Genomic DNA, 15,054 nt, shown 5'->3' on the forward strand with positions numbered 1-15,054 from the left:
GACCGCCCTGCTCATCACAGGACGGCCGCCCTCTCTTCGCCAGAAGACATCAGGCCGGCACGCCCGATTCGTCACCACGCATTCCATACCGGCACATGAGGCGGTACAGGGTAATGCGCGAAATGCCCAGCTCTGCCGCCACGTCCGTGAGCCGATGACAGTGGCGCAGCAATGCCTGCTCGATGGCCGTTCGTTCGGCCTCCGCGCGAATTTCCTCGAGCGTTCGCACGAGGGTCGGCACCCACGGCGTCAAGTCGAGATCCTTGGCCGAAATCATGCGGCCGTCGGCCATGACAATGGCGCGGCGCACGCGGTTGATCAGCTCGCGAACGTTGCCCGGCCAGTGATATTCATACATCGCCTGTACCGCGCACTGGGTGAAGCCGCGGATTTTGCGATGATTGTCGCCCTTGAAGCGTTGCAGAATATGGTGCGCGAGGATCTCGATGTCCTGCCCGCGCGCACGCAGCGGCGGTTCGTCCACCCGCAGTACGCAAAGGCGATGGAACAGATCCATGCGGAACCGCCCTTCTTTGACGGCTTCCTCCAAATCGACGTGCGTCGCCGAAATGATGCGCACGTTGACCGGAATCACTTCATGTCCGCCGAGACGCTCGATGGCGCCCTGCTGCAGGAAGCGCAACAGGCTCGCCTGGCTTTCGATCGGCAGGTCGCCGATTTCGTCGAGCAGCAGCGTGCCGCCATTGGCGGCCTCGACGCGGCCGATCTTGCGCGCATTGGCGCCGGTGAAGGCGCCGCGTTCGTAGCCGAAGAGTTCGGATTGCATCAAGTGCGGCGGAATTGCCCCGCAATTGATCGCGACGAACGGCCCCTTGGCACGCGACGAGCGCTCGTGAATCGCCACGGCACTCAGTTCCTTGCCCGTGCCCGACTCGCCCGAGATAAACACCGGGGCTTCGGTATTGGCCACTTTGCGGATCGTGCGGAAGAGTTGCTGCATCGCCTCGCACGTGCCGACCATCTCCTGATCGCCGCCGACTTGCGGCGTGACGAACGGCACCTCCGAGAGCGATGCCATGCCCCAGGCATGTCCGATCGAATGGGCGAGTTGGTCGTTCGTACAGGGAACGTTGACGTAATCGAAGCAATAGTCGCGGATCAGCCGGCGAATCGCTTTCGTCGTGAGTTGTTCGGGATTCGTCGCGGCAACCCAGCCGACCGTGGCGGGTTGCATGCAGGACTCGAATGCGCCCATCTCGCGGTCGCTATAGCCGCTCGCCAGATCGATGAGTGCTGCGCTGGTCGTCCCCGGATTCAGAATGCGACTGACGTCGCTGGCGCTCTTGGCCGGCAAGACTTGCCAGCCTTGCTCTCCCAGGAAAGACAACAGACCGTCGTTGTGCTTTCGGGAGGCGTAAATCAGGGTGCGCCCGGTATCGTTAGCCATACCTTAACTCCCTGCCTAAGCAGTGCCCGTGCGCAGTTATTGGGTCATCGACCGGATCTACGCGACGGGAATACGGCCCCGCGCCGCTCGTGAACTTTTTGAATTCCCCGTGCTGGTGGGTCATCAAGTCGGCAGGTTCAGTCTAGAAGACCGGGATGGGTGCAGAAATACCGAATAACAGCTAATCCGATTGGATGAGAGGAGCAGTACCTACGCGCAGCGTTGGAGCGCGACACGCGCGCGTCATGCTCAGAGCGTATGTCTGTCGAGCACGGCACGCGCGATCGTACCGGCGTCCACATACTCGAGTTCGCCACCGACGGGCACCCCCCGGGCCAGCCGACTCACGCGCAAACCGCGTGCCTTGAGCATCTGTCCGAGATAGTGCGCGGTGGCCTCGCCTTCGTTGGTGAAGTTGGTGGCGAGCACCACTTCCTTGACCACGCCGTCCGTGGCGCGGCGAATCAGTTGCTCGAAGTGAATCTCGCCGGGCCCCACGCCGTCGAGCGGCGAGAGATGCCCCATGAGCACGAAATACAGCCCTTTGAAGGTCAGCGTCTGCTCCAGCATGTTCTGGTCGGCAGGCGTTTCCACCACGCACAGCAGGCTCGTGTCGCGCTCGGGATCGAGACACGTCTCGCAAATCTCGACTTCGGTAAACGTATTGCAGCGCGCGCAATGACGAATCTGCTCGGCGGCATGCACCAGCGCCTCGCCCAGCCGCACCGCACCTTTGCGGTCGCGTTGCAGCAGATGGTAAGCGATGCGTTGCGCGGACTTCGGGCCGACCCCCGGCAACGCGCGCAGGGCATCGGCGAGTTCCTGCAGGCTCGAGAGCTGGGACATGCGTCGTGTGTCTCTTGAAACTGGCGGAGGACCGCTCAGAACGGCATCTTGAAGCCCGGCGGCAGCGGCAGACCGGCGGTCAGGCCGCCCATCTTCTCCTGCGCCGTCGCTTCGGCCTTGCGCACCGCGTCGTTGAACGCCGCCGCCACGAGGTCTTCGAGCATGTCCTTGTCGTCCGCCAGCAGGCTCGGGTCGATGGTCACGCGACGCACGTCGTTCTTGCACGTCATCACGACCTTGACCAGACCCGCCCCCGACTGACCCTCGACTTCGATCAGGGCAAGCTGCTCCTGCGCCTTCTTCATGTTTTCCTGCATTTGCTGGGCCTGCTTCATCAGACCTGCAATGTTTCCCTTCAGCATGGTGACTCCTGAATAAATCGTATGAGGTGGGTCAGATGCCGCGCGTCCAATGCTGTACGCGCCGAGCATCGCGGTGTGTCGTCGTGTGTCGTCGTGTGTAACGCGCGTTTGAGGATTTTCTTCGAAAACCCGGCACCGAATTGCGACAGCGAACGGCCTTATTGTAACGGGCGAACGCTGCCCGGCAGAATCTGGGCGTCGAATTCGTCGATCAGTTCGCGCACGAGCGGATCGTCCGCGATCGCCCGTTCCGCCGCGCTCTGGCGCGCCGCCGCCGCTTGCGCGGCGAGCGAAGCCGCTGTCGTCCCCACCTGCCCCAGCTCGACATGCAATTGCACCTCGGCGCCGAAGTGCTCAGACAGCGTCTGACGCAGCTTGTCGGTGGTGGCCGCATCGGCCAACTGCCGCAGCGGCACGCGCAAATGCAACGCGCGACCGGCGACTTCGGTCAACTCGCTTTGAAATGCCAGTTGTTGGGCAAGACCGCGTGCCGGGAGACCGGCGGCCAATGCCGGCCATTCGCCGGTAAAGACCGGTGCGACACCGTCGGCTTCACGATAGACGCAAGCACGCGGCGTCGTCGCAGGCGCTGCCGTTACCGCACCGGCAGCCCCTGCAGGCTCGGGCTCCGGGTCGGCACCGGCTGGCGCCTCGTCGGAGGCGCGCGACGCGCTGCCGCGATGGGCGCCTGCGCCGCCGGCAGCGCGCCCTGCCGTGCCCTTGCGTCCAGCATTGAGGGCGGCAAGGGCCGCGCGGGCGGGCGACATCGGGGCGCCATCGGCCGGCGCACTGCTTCGCGCCGACGGGGCACGGCGCGCCTCGGGTTGGGCGGCCGGCGCGGCAGGCGGCGAGACCGCCGACGATGCCACGGAAGCGGCTGACGCGGGCGAAGCCGATGAAGCCGATGCTGCAGACGATGGGGACGCACGCCCCGTTTCCGCCATCGGGGTCCGCGACGGCGCGGACGCTGGGGTCACAGCCCGCGCGACACCCGCCGTCTGCGGCGTTGGCGGTTCCGCCAGCGTGCCGCCCGCGAGCAACGGCGTGAACGCCGCCATTCGCAGCAGCGCCATCGAAAAACCGGTGTATTCGTCCGGCGCAAGTCCCAGATCGCCACGCGCACGCGTGGCGATCTGGTAATACAGTTGGACGGCTTCAGGCGACAACGCCTGCGCCAGACGTCTCACGTCCGCCGCTTCCGGCCATTCGTCCGACACGGCCTGGGGGGCGTATTGCGCCAGAGCAATCTTGTGCAGCAAGCTGCCGAGATCCTGCAATCCCGCCGCAAACGAGAAACTGCGCTCGGCCATTTCGTCGGCAACGGCCAGCAGGTCGGTGCGCGATTCGTCGTTAAGGGCGTCGAGCAGACGCACGAGCACGCTCTGATCGATGGCCCCGAGCATGCCGCGTACGGCCGTCTCGGTCAGCGGACCCGCGGCATAGGCGATGGCCTGATCGGTGAGCGACAAGGCGTCGCGCATGCTGCCGCCCGCCGCCTTGGCGAGCAGACGCAACGCCTGCGTCTCGTTCTCGATGCCTTCCTCGCCGAGGATGGTCGTGAGGTGCGACACGATGTGCCCGGCCGGCATCTGCTTGAGATTGAATTGCAGGCAGCGCGAGAGCACAGTGACCGGAATCTTCTGCGGATCGGTCGTCGCCAGGATGAATTTGACGTGCGCGGGCGGTTCTTCCAGCGTCTTGAGCATCGCATTGAACGCGTGCCCCGTCAGCATGTGCACTTCGTCGATCATATAGACCTTGAAGCGCGCATCCGCTGGCGCGTAGACGGCTTTTTCCAGCAGCGACGTCATTTCGTCGACGCCGCGATTCGATGCCGCGTCCATTTCCACGTAGTCGACGAAGCGCCCTTCGTCGATGGCCCGGCAGGCCTTGCACACGCCACACGGCTCGGCCGTGATGCCCGTCTCACAATTGAGCGCCTTGGCCAGAATGCGCGAGAGCGTCGTCTTGCCCACGCCACGCGTGCCGGTAAACAAGTAGGCGTGATGCAAACGCTGTTGCTCGAGCGCGTGCGTCAACGCACGCACGACATGCTCCTGGCCCACCAGGGTCGAGAAGCCTTTGGGGCGCCATTTGCGCGCGAGTACTTGATAGGTCATGCCAAATTGTAACAGTTCGGCGTTGAGCGTCCGCACCGATGTCAACGCCCAATCGGGCGTTGTCAGCCCGGGAAATCCATCAGGCTATCGGTGCGATAGAAAAAAATGTTGCGCGATTCTACCAAGCGGCCCCGGCGCACGCGATACGCGTTGAAATAGCACCGACGGGACGCGGACGGTGACCGTCAGCGGGCATCGACGAACCACGGCGGCGCCATGTCCATTCACCATGGAAACGACCGATCGCAACGACACGCGGCATGTGAAAGCGGAGGCGGAATGTGCGCGAAATGCGCGGAGAACATCGATAAAACAAGGAGGTAGGTGACGAGCCTGACCCTCGGCACTGGCAGAAAACGGTTGTGGCTGCTTCGTTCCCGACCTGACCAGATTGGCCGCGCCACCATGCGAGGAGGCCCGTCAGGAACAGATTCTACCAGAGTCGGCGTGCCAACAGAAGCCCGACGCGCGAGATTGTGGGGCGCGGGCGCTCCCAACGGCAACCTCGCGGCGCGCTCAGGCACGACGCGCAAGCGTTTGCGATTTCCGCTAAGATGAGCACAAACTGCATTGGCGAACGCTATTGAAGCACGCGATTGCAGCCTCCATATGGAGAATGCACGCCCGGGAAAGCCGGGTGACATCTCCGGCGTCGGCGAAAGCGCGCTGTTTTCACCGGACGTTTCCGAATAGTCAGACGAGGCAACAATACTCATGAGCGAACAAATCAAGCACATTTCCGACGCCAGCTTCGACGCGGACGTTTTGAATTCCGACAAGCCGGTGCTTCTCGACTTCTGGGCGGAATGGTGCGGTCCGTGCAAGATGATCGCCCCGATCCTGGAAGACGTGGCCAAGGAATACGGCGACAAGGTGCAAATCGCCAAGATGAACGTGGACGACAATCAGGCCACGCCGGCCAAGTTCGGCATCCGCGGCATCCCCACCCTGATCCTGTTCAAGAACGGCGCCGTCGCGGGCCAGAAGGTCGGCGCCCTTGCGAAGGGTCAACTGACCGCCTTCCTCGACCAGCATCTGTAATCCCCAGCCAATGACGGCAGGTGCCGGGGCCTTTGTCGCCGCAGTGCGACAGCCCGGCGCCGGACAAGCGGTGCGGTGCTTGCGCGCGGCGCTGCTTGCTATATAATCCGGCAACAAGCATCTCAAAGTTCTTCGAGCGTTCGCTCACTTTTCCCTGATCCTTCACTTGTCGTCCGTCGGACGGCACCTCCGTATGCATTTATCCGAACTAAAGTCCCAGCACGTCTCCGAACTGCTTGAAATGGCGAACGGTCTCGATATCGAGAACGCAAACCGCCTTCGCAAGCAGGAGCTGATGTTCGCCATTCTGAAGAAGCGCGCAAAGACCGGCGAAACCATCTACGGCGACGGTACGCTCGAGGTGCTGCCGGATGGCTTCGGTTTCCTGCGCTCGCCCGAGACGTCGTATCTGGCCAGCACGGACGATATCTATATCAGCCCGTCGCAGATCCGCCGCTTCAACCTGCATACCGGCGACACGATCGAAGGGGAAGTGCGTACGCCGAAGGACGGCGAGCGCTACTTCGCGCTGGTGAAGGTCGACAAGGTCAACGACCATCCACCCGAGGCCTCGAAACATAAGATCATGTTCGAGAACCTCACGCCGCTGCACCCGAACAAGCCGCTCCTGCTCGAGCGCGACATTCGCGGTGAAGAGAACGTGACGGGCCGCATCATCGACATGATTGCGCCGATCGGCAAGGGCCAGCGCGGTCTGCTCGTGGCCTCGCCGAAGTCGGGCAAGACCGTGATGCTGCAGCACATCGCTCACGCGATTGCCACCAACCATCCGGAAGCCAAGCTTTTCGTGCTGCTCATCGATGAGCGCCCGGAAGAAGTGACGGAAATGCAGCGTTCGGTGAAAGGCGAAGTGGTCGCTTCGACATTCGACGAGCCGGCCACGCGTCACGTGCAGGTCGCCGAAATGGTGATCGAGAAGGCCAAACGCCTGATCGAAATGAAACAGGACGTGATCATTCTGCTCGACTCGATCACGCGTCTGGCCCGCGCTTACAACACCGTGATCCCGGCCTCGGGCAAGGTGCTCACCGGCGGTGTGGATGCCAACGCGCTGCAGCGCCCGAAGCGTTTCTTCGGCGCCGCACGTAACGTCGAAGAAGGCGGCTCGCTCACGATTATCGCCACCGCACTGATCGAGACCGGCAGCCGCATGGACGACGTGATCTACGAAGAATTCAAGGGCACGGGCAACATGGAAGTGCACCTTGAGCGTCGTCTCGCGGAAAAGCGCGTCTACCCGGCCATCAACCTGAACAAGTCGGGCACGCGTCGCGAAGAGTTGCTCATCAAGCCGGAAATCCTGCAAAAGATCTGGGTGCTGCGCAAGCTCATCTACGATATGGATGAGGCTGAAGCCATGGAATTCCTGCTTGGCAAGATCAAGCAGACGAAGAACAACGCCGAGTTCTTCGACCTGATGCGCCGCGGCGGCTGATTTCGCCCCCTGCGCGTCATGAGAGAAAGCCGCGACCCGCGTGTCGCGGCTTTTTCATTGCGCCACCCCGCCGCTGCGCGGGCTGTCACGATGACTGTTATATGATGGAACGGCACCGCGCACCGGCCGCCAACATACGTTCCCCAACGCGGTTCCCGAAGGAGAGATTGCAATGTCCGAGCAAGACGATTTGATGGCGGAAGCCTTTGCCCACCTCGAAGCCGGCGACCCCGAGTCGGCGTTGGAGATCGGCAAGCGGCTCGAGTCGATGCAGTACTCGGGCGCCTATGAGGTGCAGGCAATGGCCTACGCCGATATGGACGACATGGAACAGGCCGTGACCATTCTGGAAGCCGGTGTCGCGCATGCGCCGGGCGTCTGGCTGCTCTGGCAACTGCTCGGCAACTACCGCTCCGATCTGGGGCGCTTCCCGGCCGCCATCGAGGCATATGAGGCAGCGGGCAATTGCGCGCCGGACGAAGACGTCGTCATCGTCGACTTCAATCACGCCAACGCCCTCACCCGCCACGGCGATTTCACGTCGGCACAAACGCGTCTCGACCGTGTGCTTGAGAGCCCGCACCTCGCACAGGCCGGACGTGCCTTCATCGAAAACGCCATTGCACTGCGCATGCACCTGTTCAACGCCCAAGGTGAGCCGAAGGCCGCCATTGCAACCTACGAATCGCTGCACCAGCACGCGCGTGACGACGAAGGCAGCAACGTGGCCATGGCCGACGTGCTCGCCGAGCTATCGCTCGCGTACAAGCAGTCGGGCGATAACGATAAGGCGCTCGCGTCGGCGCTGGAGGCCGTGCAGCTCTACAAGTGGAGCGACACGGCCCTGTGGGCCCTGCGTGCCGCACGCGACGCGCAATCGGATGTGGCCCACGTGATGCATCTGATCGTGGAAGGGCAATGGTATGAGCCGCTGGAGGATGAGGATCCCGATGGCCCGCCGCCCGCGTTCGTCACCACCTACGACGTGGTGGCCGAAGATGAAGCCGAAGCTCTGCGTCTGGTCGCGGAATGCGAGCCGCCGCAAGTGCGCGACTCGCTGCGTATCGCCGAGACGCATCCGGTCGATCACGACGAGGAGTCGCCTATGCCCTACAAGGGGGTCTATGCCACGGGCGACTACCATATGTATCAGCCGGGCGATGATATCGACTGAGCGCACTGCCAAGCACATCGCCTGAGCCCACGGATCCCGCGGGTCGATCCACTGAATCGACCGGATTGTCGGGCATCGCTCAGGTCATCAGCGACCGTTAGCGACAAAGGGCACCGGAATTTCCCGGTGCCCTTTGTCGATTGACAGCATCCACGCCGATGATCGCGGGGGCATCGCGCCCCTCGCGATCAGGCGTCGGTTTATTTATAGCCCGCTCGATCGAGAATACGCTGCGCTTCCGGCAGGCTTTTCGCGATGGTGCCGATGGGCACGTCTTCCGCCTTGAATGAGCCCAGCGCGGCGAGTGCGGGGTTGTCGACGCGAGTCGTCGGCACGGCGGGCCACTCGTTGTTGCCGTTCGCGAAGTACCGCTGCGCGTCGTCGCTCGCGAGATATTCCAGGAACTTCACGGCGTTGGCATGGTTCGGTGCATGCTTGGCAATGCCCGCCCCCGCCACATTCACGTGGGTGCCCTTGCCCGCCTGATCCGGCCAGATCAACCCCACCTTGGCCATCAGCGCTTTGTCCTCAGGCTTCTCCGAACGCGCCATGCGCACGTAATAGTAAGAGTTCGCGAGCGCCACGCTGCACTCCCCTGTCGCCACCGCCTTGATCTGGTCGGTATCTCCCCCGCGCGGTGCACGCGCAAAGTTCGCCACCATGCCTTCGGCCCATTTCTGCGTCGCCGGCGCGCCTTCACGCGCGATCAGCGCGCCCACCAGCGAGAGCATGTACGGATGCGAGCCCGACCGGGTGCAGACTTGCCCCTTGCGCGACGGATCGGCCAGCGAGGTGTAGGTCTGCACCGTCTTCGGATCGACCTTGTCCTTGTTGTAGACGATCACACGCGCCCGCGTCGAAAAGCCGTACCAGTCCGTGCCGGCCGTCGTGCTCGCGGCATGCAGCTTGGCTGGAATGCGCGCATCGAGCGTCGTCGACCGGGTCGGCTGGAACAGCCCTGCCTCGTCGGCCTTCGCCAGACGCGCCGCGTCGACCATCAGAATGACGTCCGCCGGACTCTTCGCCCCCTCGCTCTTCAACCGCTCCAGTAGCGCCGCGTCGTCCGCTTCGATCCGATTGATCTTGATGCCGGTCTGTCGTGTGAACTCACCGAAAAGCTGCTCGTCGGTCTGGTAATGACGCGCCGAATACAGGTTCAGCACGCCACCGGTGTCAGCCTGCGCGCCGAGTGTCGCGCCCATCAACGTGCCGAGTAGCGTCAGTCGCGCCAGTTTGCCGATCGTCTTCGCCTTCATGGGCCATTCCCCCGCTGTCGTGGTTTCGTAGAGAGGAACAGGATAATGAATGATGCCCAATATTGCAAATGATTCCCATTATCATTAATTCACATCTTCATTATGGGAAACGTGCAGGAGGATGCGCGGAGGGGCGCTGGTGCGGTCGGCGAATCGCCAAGGCCGCCGCGACTGGGAACAGAACGCACCCGAACCTGGTGCGCTCCGTCGGTTGCGGCTGATAAGACGAAGCACCCCGTCAAAGGTTCCGGTCAGGTGCGCGCCTCTCGACGATGTCCTCGAAAAGTGAACCGAATTGCGCCCGGGCGGCTCCAACCGCCGTAAAATTGCGCGTCGACGCGCGCCAGTCGCCTGCCATCCCCCTCTGATCGAAGGCGCCACGCGCGTTTGTCCTGCCCTGCCGGAGTTTCCCTTTGTTGTCGTCGATTCGAAAACTACGCCGCCCTGTCACACCGACAGCCCACGGCGCCCCCGCCCTTGCGCGGCCCCACTCGCACTCGCTTTTGCATCCTCTTTTGCGTCCCTTCCTGCCCTTCCTCGCCAGCGCGCGCGTCCCGCTCGCCGCCTCACCCCGCACGGCCTTGAGCGCACTCGCCATGGCCGCCGTGTTGGCCGGGTGCGCGAGCGCGCCGGGCGGCAATGCGCCCGTGACCTCTGCCGACAGCACGTCGTCGACCGCGCAGACACCGACGGTACCCGCCACCCCGGCGACGCCGCCGAAGGTCGTCCGGCCGCTGAAGATCGGCCTTGCACTCGGCGGCGGCGCAGCGCGCGGGTTCGCGCATGTGGGCGTCATCAAGGCGCTGGAGGCCCGTGGCATTCACCCGGACATCGTGGTCGGCACCAGTGCGGGGAGCGTCGTCGGCGCGATGTATGCCTCCGGCCTGAACGGCTTCCAGCTCAACCGCCTGGCGTCGACGATGGATGAAGCGTCGATCAGCGACTGGACGATGCCATTCCGCTCCCGCGGCATGCTGCGCGGCGAAGCCCTGCAGTCCTACGTCAACAAGATCCTCAAGGATCGCCCGATCGAGCAGATGCCGCGCCAGTTGGGCATCGTGGCCACCGACTTGCAGAGCGGCGCACCGATCCTGTTCCGCCGCGGCAATACTGGACAGGCCGTACGCGCGTCGAGCAGCGTGCCAGGCGTGTTCGAGCCCGTGCATATCGGCACGCGCGATTATGTCGATGGCGGCCTGGTCGCGCCGGTGCCCGCCGAATACGCCCGCCAGATGGGGGCCGACTTCGTGATTGCCGTCGACATTTCGGCCAACCCGACCGCACAGGCCACACAAGGCCAGTTCGACATCCTCATGCAGACGTTCACGATCATGGGGCAGTCGATCAAGCAGTACGAGTTGGAGAAGAATGCGGACGTGGTGATTCGTCCGTCGCTGGCAAAGATGGGGGCCTCGGACTTCCAGGGCCGCAATCGCGCCATCCTGGCTGGCGAAGAAGCGGTTGCCGCGATGTGGCCGCAGATCCAGCGCAAGCTGGCCGAAGCGCAGACGGACGCCACGCGCGGCATGCCGCAAGCCTCGCGCTGAGCGAAGCCGCACCGGGCGCGCCAAGCGCTCTGGCGAGCGCCGTAATCCACCCCCTGAAATACGAAATGCCGCCCACTGGGCGGCATTTCGTTTTGTTGTCTCGTCTAGATATCCGCCAACGCCGCGGACCTCAAACGCTTACATCGGGTGGTCGTTCTTGAAGAGCTGCTCGACGCGCGTCAGTTCCGCGCTGGCCTTGAGCGTTTCGACACGGCGGGCGCCGTTGTAGCGGGCCGACCAGTATGACTCGCGCAGGTCCTCCACACGAATCTTGCCGCCGGTGGCCGGGGCATGCACGAACTTGTCGCCGCCAATATAGATGCCGACGTGCGAGAAACTTCTCCGCATCGTATTGAAGAACACCAGATCGCCCGGCTTCAGATCGGTCTTGGCGATACGCTCGCCCACCTGGCTCATTTCTTCCGCGCGGCGCGGCAGCATGAAGTTAAGCGTGTCTTGGAACACGTAACGCACGAAGCCGCTGCAATCCAGACCGCTGTCCGGCGTATTGCCACCGTACTTGTAGCGCACGCCGATGTAGTTCAACGCACCCAGCACCACGTCCGAGGCCTTGTCCGTCACGTTCGAGAGCAGCTTCTGCGCACGTTGCACACGCGATTCTTCGACAGGCGCTTGCGGCACATCAGATGCCGCGGCAGTGGTCGCCGCGCTCTGGGCAGCGCTGAAACTACCGCCGGCCTGGAGGGTGGCAGCGGCCGCTCGGGCGGCGGCGGTCGGGCCGTTATTGTAGTCGTCAGCCTGCGCCGACAACGAGGCGGTAACGAGGCCAGCGGCAGTGAACGCGAGAAGGAGTGTCTTGCGGATGCGCGGAGGGATCGTCTGCATTAGTCGCCGGGTTGAGTGTGTCGGATGGCCGATGAGTAGCTCGTCAGGTGCAACAGGATGCTGCCGTGTCGAACGCCTTCGAGTTACGCCCGGCTGACCCACCGCCGAACCTGTCGTCTTGACTGACTGTTAACTCGTTGAATATTCAACTTAATTGGTACGCGATAGTAATGTGAACGTCACATGATGTCAAAAGGTAATAGAAAAAAACAATCAGTGCAATCGGAAAATTTTTATTAACAATCAAGCCTTTGCGATTTAGCCGATGTTCCGCGACGTTGCGTGATATTTCACCGGGGCGTCGTGAGGCCCTACCCCATGGCCGCCGCGATCAGCGTTCTCGTGTAATCGTTTTGCGGATCGAAAAATACCGACTCCGTGTCCCCCTGCTCGACCAGTCGCCCGTCCTTGAAGACCAGAACACGATGTGCCATCGCACGCATGACGGCCAGATCGTGACTGATGAAGAGGTAGCTCAGGTTGTACTTGATCTGCAACTGCGCGAGCAAATGGAGCACTTGCTGTTGAATGGACACGTCGAGCGCGCTGGTCGGTTCGTCAAGCACGATCACCTGCGGATCGACCACGAGCGCGCGCGCAATCGCAATGCGCTGACGTTGACCGCCCGAGAACTCGTGCGGATAGCGCGACATGGCACGCGCATCGATCCCCACCTCGCGCAACACGTCCGCCACACGGGCTCGTCGCTCGTCTTCCGTCTGTTGCGGCCGATGCAGCGCGAGCCCCTCGCCCACGATCTCTTCGATCGTCATGCGCGGCGACAACGAGCCGAACGGGTCCTGGAACACGATCTGCATGCGAGAGCGCAGCGTGCGCTGCGCCTTGCCACGATAGGCGGCGAGCGGCTCGCCCTGGAATTCGACCTGCCCGGCACTCGTGCGCTGAAGTCCCAGCAACGCCATCGCGAGCGTCGATTTGCCGGAGCCCGACTCGCCCACCACGCCCAACGTCTCGCCCTGGCGCAATGCCAGATCGACCGGATGCACCGCGCGGAATCGTCCGCGTTGAAACCAGCCGCGCATGCCGGGCTGCGAGGTCGGGTAGTCGACCGCGATCCCGCGCGCCTCGAGCAACACCGGCGCAATGGGCAACACCGGATGAATCTCCCGCTGCGGACGACTATCGAGCAGCTTGCGCGTGTACGGATGTTGCGGCTCGGTGAAGAGCGTCTCGGTGTCTGCACATTCGACGAGAACGCCTTTCTCCATCACCGCGACGCGCTGCGCGAAACGCCGCACCAGATTCAGATCGTGCGTGATGAGCAGCACCGCCATGCCACGCGTCTCGGCGGCTTCGCGTTGCAGCGCGAGCAATAGTTCAACGATCTGGGCACGAATGGTGACGTCGAGCGCCGTGGTCGGCTCGTCGGCCAGCAGCAACTTGGGCCGGCACGCGAGCGCCATGGCGATCATGGCACGCTGGCGTTGCCCGCCTGATAGCTCGTGCGGGAAGTGCGACACACGGCGCTCTGGCTCGGGAATGCCCGTGCGGCGCAGCAGCTCCACCGCGCGCGCCTTCGCCTCCTTGGCAAAAAGCCCTTCGTGCAGCTCAAGCGCCTCGGCAATCTGGTCGCCGATCGAATAAAGCGGATTGAGCGCGGTCATCGGCTCCTGAAAGATCATGGCGACGTCGTTGCCGCGGATGCCTCGCATCTCGCGCTCGCTCATGCCGGCCAGGTCGACGCCGTCGAGCATGATCCGTCCCTGTACCTGCGCGTCCTGCAGCAGGCGCAGGATGGCCAATGCCGTCACGCTCTTGCCGGAGCCCGACTCGCCGACCAGCGCGACGCGCTCGCCCCGCCCAATGGCAAGACTCACGTCCTTCACGGCTTCGGTGTCGCCGAAGTACACCGACAGGTTTTCGATACTGAGTAGCGGCGCGCTCACATTGCCCCCCCGGCGGCGGCCTGCTTGTCCGCGACACGCGTGTCGAGCGCATTGCGCAAGGCGTCGCCCATGAACGTGAGCAGCAACAGCGTGAGCACGAGCACCACGAACGTGGCCAGCGAAATCCACCATGCATCGAGATTCGCCTTGCCTTGATTGAGCAACTCGCCCAGGCTGGGCGTCGGCGGCGGCACGCCGAGGCCCAGGAAGTCGAGACTCGTCAGCGCAAGAATCGCGCCGCTCATGCGGAACGGCAGGAACGTGATGACCGGCGTCATGCTGTTGGGCAGCACGTGACGCCGGATGATCTGCCAGTTCGAGAGTCCCATCGCCCGCGCAGCGCGAACGTAATCGAGCTGACGATTGCGCAGGAACTCGGCGCGCACGTAGTCGGACAAGCCGATCCAGCCGAACAGCGAGAGCAGCACGAAAAGCAGCCACAGATGAGGCTCGAAGATCGACGCAAAAATGATGAGCAGGTACAGCTCCGGCAACGAGCCCCAGATTTCGATCAGGCGCTGCAGCGTCAGGTCGATGCGCCCGCCGTAGAAACCCTGCACGGCGCCGGCCAGCACGCCGAGCAGCGTGCCGGAGACCGTCAGCGCCAGCGCGAAGATCACCGACAACCGGAACCCGTAGAGCAACCGTGAGAACACGTCTCTGCCGCGATCGTCCGTGCCCAGCCAGTTCTCCGACGACGGCGGCGCGGGATTGGGCGTGGTCGAGAAATAGTTGATGGTGTCGTAGTGGTAACGCACCGGCGGATAGATCGCGAAGTTATCGCCCGCGCGGATGCGCTTCTCGATGAACGGGTCGAGGTAATCGGTCGGCGTCGGAAAATCGCCGCCGAAGGTCAACTCGGGATAGGTCTCCACAAGTGGGAAATACCAGTGCCCGTCGTAGCGAACGACCCACGGCTTGTCGTTGGCGATCACCTCGGCAAAGAGACTGATGCCGAACAACACGACGAACACGATGAGACTCCAATACCCCAGTCGCTGATTGCGAAAGCGCCGCCAGACACGCCAACGCGGCGAACGCGATGGGGCGAACGACGACGGGCGTGGCGATGGCGTGGCGGATCGGGTCAC

12 protein-coding genes and 1 other RNA gene are annotated in these 15,054 nt (G+C 63.4%); 4 read left to right on the forward strand and 9 right to left on the reverse strand.

Annotation, left to right across the window (positions count from 1 at the left end; translation table 11 throughout):
- Positions 1-49 precede the first annotated feature (49 nt).
- The 5 genes from BGP02_RS15295 to ffs form a co-directional block, all read right to left on the reverse strand.
- Positions 50-1,408: a sigma-54 dependent transcriptional regulator gene (locus BGP02_RS15295; protein WP_017231407.1), complete on the reverse strand. Its 1,359-nt coding sequence runs from the start codon at positions 1,406-1,408 to the stop codon at positions 50-52.
- 249 nt (positions 1,409-1,657) lie between these two features.
- Positions 1,658-2,254 (reverse strand): recombination mediator RecR, encoded by a 597-nt coding sequence (gene recR / locus BGP02_RS15300; RefSeq protein WP_017231406.1) that lies wholly within the window; start codon positions 2,252-2,254, stop codon positions 1,658-1,660.
- Between the two features lie 35 nt (positions 2,255-2,289).
- Positions 2,290-2,616 carry a YbaB/EbfC family nucleoid-associated protein gene (locus BGP02_RS15305; RefSeq protein WP_017231405.1) on the reverse strand — a complete coding sequence of 109 codons (327 nt, stop codon included), beginning with the start codon at positions 2,614-2,616 and terminating at the stop codon, positions 2,290-2,292.
- A gap of 158 nt (positions 2,617-2,774) precedes the next feature.
- A complete protein-coding gene (gene dnaX / locus BGP02_RS15310) occupies positions 2,775-4,736 on the reverse strand; it encodes a DNA polymerase III subunit gamma/tau (RefSeq protein WP_286798807.1) in 1,962 nt (653 codons plus the stop codon).
- A 323-nt stretch (positions 4,737-5,059) separates the two neighbouring features.
- Positions 5,060-5,158: signal recognition particle sRNA small type (ffs, locus tag BGP02_RS15315), an RNA gene on the reverse strand.
- A 292-nt stretch (positions 5,159-5,450) separates the two neighbouring features.
- On the opposite strand from ffs, the gene trxA reads away from it, so the two are divergent.
- The 3 genes from trxA to BGP02_RS15330 all read left to right on the forward strand — a co-directional run bounded on the left by trxA (position 5,451) and on the right by BGP02_RS15330 (position 8,407).
- Positions 5,451-5,777 (forward strand): thioredoxin TrxA, encoded by a 327-nt coding sequence (gene trxA, locus BGP02_RS15320; protein ID WP_010807316.1) that lies wholly within the window; start codon positions 5,451-5,453, stop codon positions 5,775-5,777.
- Positions 5,778-5,970: 193 nt separating this feature from the next.
- Positions 5,971-7,233, forward strand: a complete 1,263-nt coding sequence (rho, locus tag BGP02_RS15325) for a transcription termination factor Rho (RefSeq protein WP_026132103.1) — start codon at positions 5,971-5,973, stop codon at positions 7,231-7,233.
- A gap of 172 nt (positions 7,234-7,405) precedes the next feature.
- The gene (locus BGP02_RS15330; protein ID WP_150563010.1) at positions 7,406-8,407 is read left to right on the forward strand and encodes a tetratricopeptide repeat protein; all 1,002 of its coding nucleotides are present in this window, start codon (positions 7,406-7,408) and stop codon (positions 8,405-8,407) included.
- Between the two features lie 200 nt (positions 8,408-8,607).
- Here BGP02_RS15330 and BGP02_RS15335 read toward each other — a convergent pair whose 3' ends face one another.
- Positions 8,608-9,663, reverse strand: a complete 1,056-nt coding sequence (locus tag BGP02_RS15335; RefSeq protein WP_502688488.1) for an extracellular solute-binding protein — start codon at positions 9,661-9,663, stop codon at positions 8,608-8,610.
- Between the two features lie 596 nt (positions 9,664-10,259).
- On the opposite strand from BGP02_RS15335, the gene BGP02_RS15340 reads away from it, so the two are divergent.
- Positions 10,260-11,210, forward strand: a complete 951-nt coding sequence (locus BGP02_RS15340) for a patatin-like phospholipase family protein (RefSeq protein ID WP_286798838.1) — start codon at positions 10,260-10,262, stop codon at positions 11,208-11,210.
- A 138-nt stretch (positions 11,211-11,348) separates the two neighbouring features.
- Here the strand turns inward: BGP02_RS15340 and BGP02_RS15345 are convergent, their stop codons facing one another.
- The 3 genes from BGP02_RS15345 to BGP02_RS15355 all read right to left on the reverse strand — a co-directional run bounded on the left by BGP02_RS15345 (position 11,349) and on the right by BGP02_RS15355 (position 15,054).
- A complete protein-coding gene (locus BGP02_RS15345) occupies positions 11,349-12,056 on the reverse strand; it encodes a C40 family peptidase (RefSeq protein ID WP_150563012.1) in 708 nt (235 codons plus the stop codon).
- Positions 12,057-12,367: 311 nt separating this feature from the next.
- Entirely contained in the window at positions 12,368-13,963 is a 1,596-nt protein-coding gene (locus BGP02_RS15350; RefSeq protein ID WP_017234713.1) for an ABC transporter ATP-binding protein, read from the reverse strand.
- Positions 13,960-15,054 carry an ABC transporter permease gene (locus BGP02_RS15355; RefSeq protein ID WP_261938751.1) on the reverse strand — a complete coding sequence of 365 codons (1,095 nt, stop codon included), beginning with the start codon at positions 15,052-15,054 and terminating at the stop codon, positions 13,960-13,962. Before BGP02_RS15355 ends, BGP02_RS15350 begins: the two co-directional genes overlap by 4 nt.

This window comes from Pandoraea sp. 64-18 (assembly GCF_001899225.1).
Lineage (GTDB): Bacteria > Pseudomonadota > Gammaproteobacteria > Burkholderiales > Burkholderiaceae > Pandoraea > Pandoraea cepalis.

Coding starts and splice junctions, on each gene's coding strand:
- trxA (WP_010807316.1), top strand. CDS start 5,451: ATGAGCGAACAAATCAAGCACATTTCCGACGCCAGCTTCGACGCGGAC.
- BGP02_RS15295 (WP_017231407.1), bottom strand. CDS start 1,408: ATGGCTAACGATACCGGGCGCACCCTGATTTACGCCTCCCGAAAGCAC.
- rho (WP_026132103.1), top strand. CDS start 5,971: ATGCATTTATCCGAACTAAAGTCCCAGCACGTCTCCGAACTGCTTGAA.
- BGP02_RS15305 (WP_017231405.1), bottom strand. CDS start 2,616: ATGCTGAAGGGAAACATTGCAGGTCTGATGAAGCAGGCCCAGCAAATG.
- dnaX (WP_286798807.1), bottom strand. CDS start 4,736: ATGACCTATCAAGTACTCGCGCGCAAATGGCGCCCCAAAGGCTTCTCG.
- BGP02_RS15345 (WP_150563012.1), bottom strand. CDS start 12,056: ATGCAGACGATCCCTCCGCGCATCCGCAAGACACTCCTTCTCGCGTTC.
- recR (WP_017231406.1), bottom strand. CDS start 2,254: ATGTCCCAGCTCTCGAGCCTGCAGGAACTCGCCGATGCCCTGCGCGCG.
- BGP02_RS15335 (WP_502688488.1), bottom strand. CDS start 9,663: ATGAAGGCGAAGACGATCGGCAAACTGGCGCGACTGACGCTACTCGGC.
- BGP02_RS15340 (WP_286798838.1), top strand. CDS start 10,260: ATGGCCGCCGTGTTGGCCGGGTGCGCGAGCGCGCCGGGCGGCAATGCG.
- BGP02_RS15330 (WP_150563010.1), top strand. CDS start 7,406: ATGTCCGAGCAAGACGATTTGATGGCGGAAGCCTTTGCCCACCTCGAA.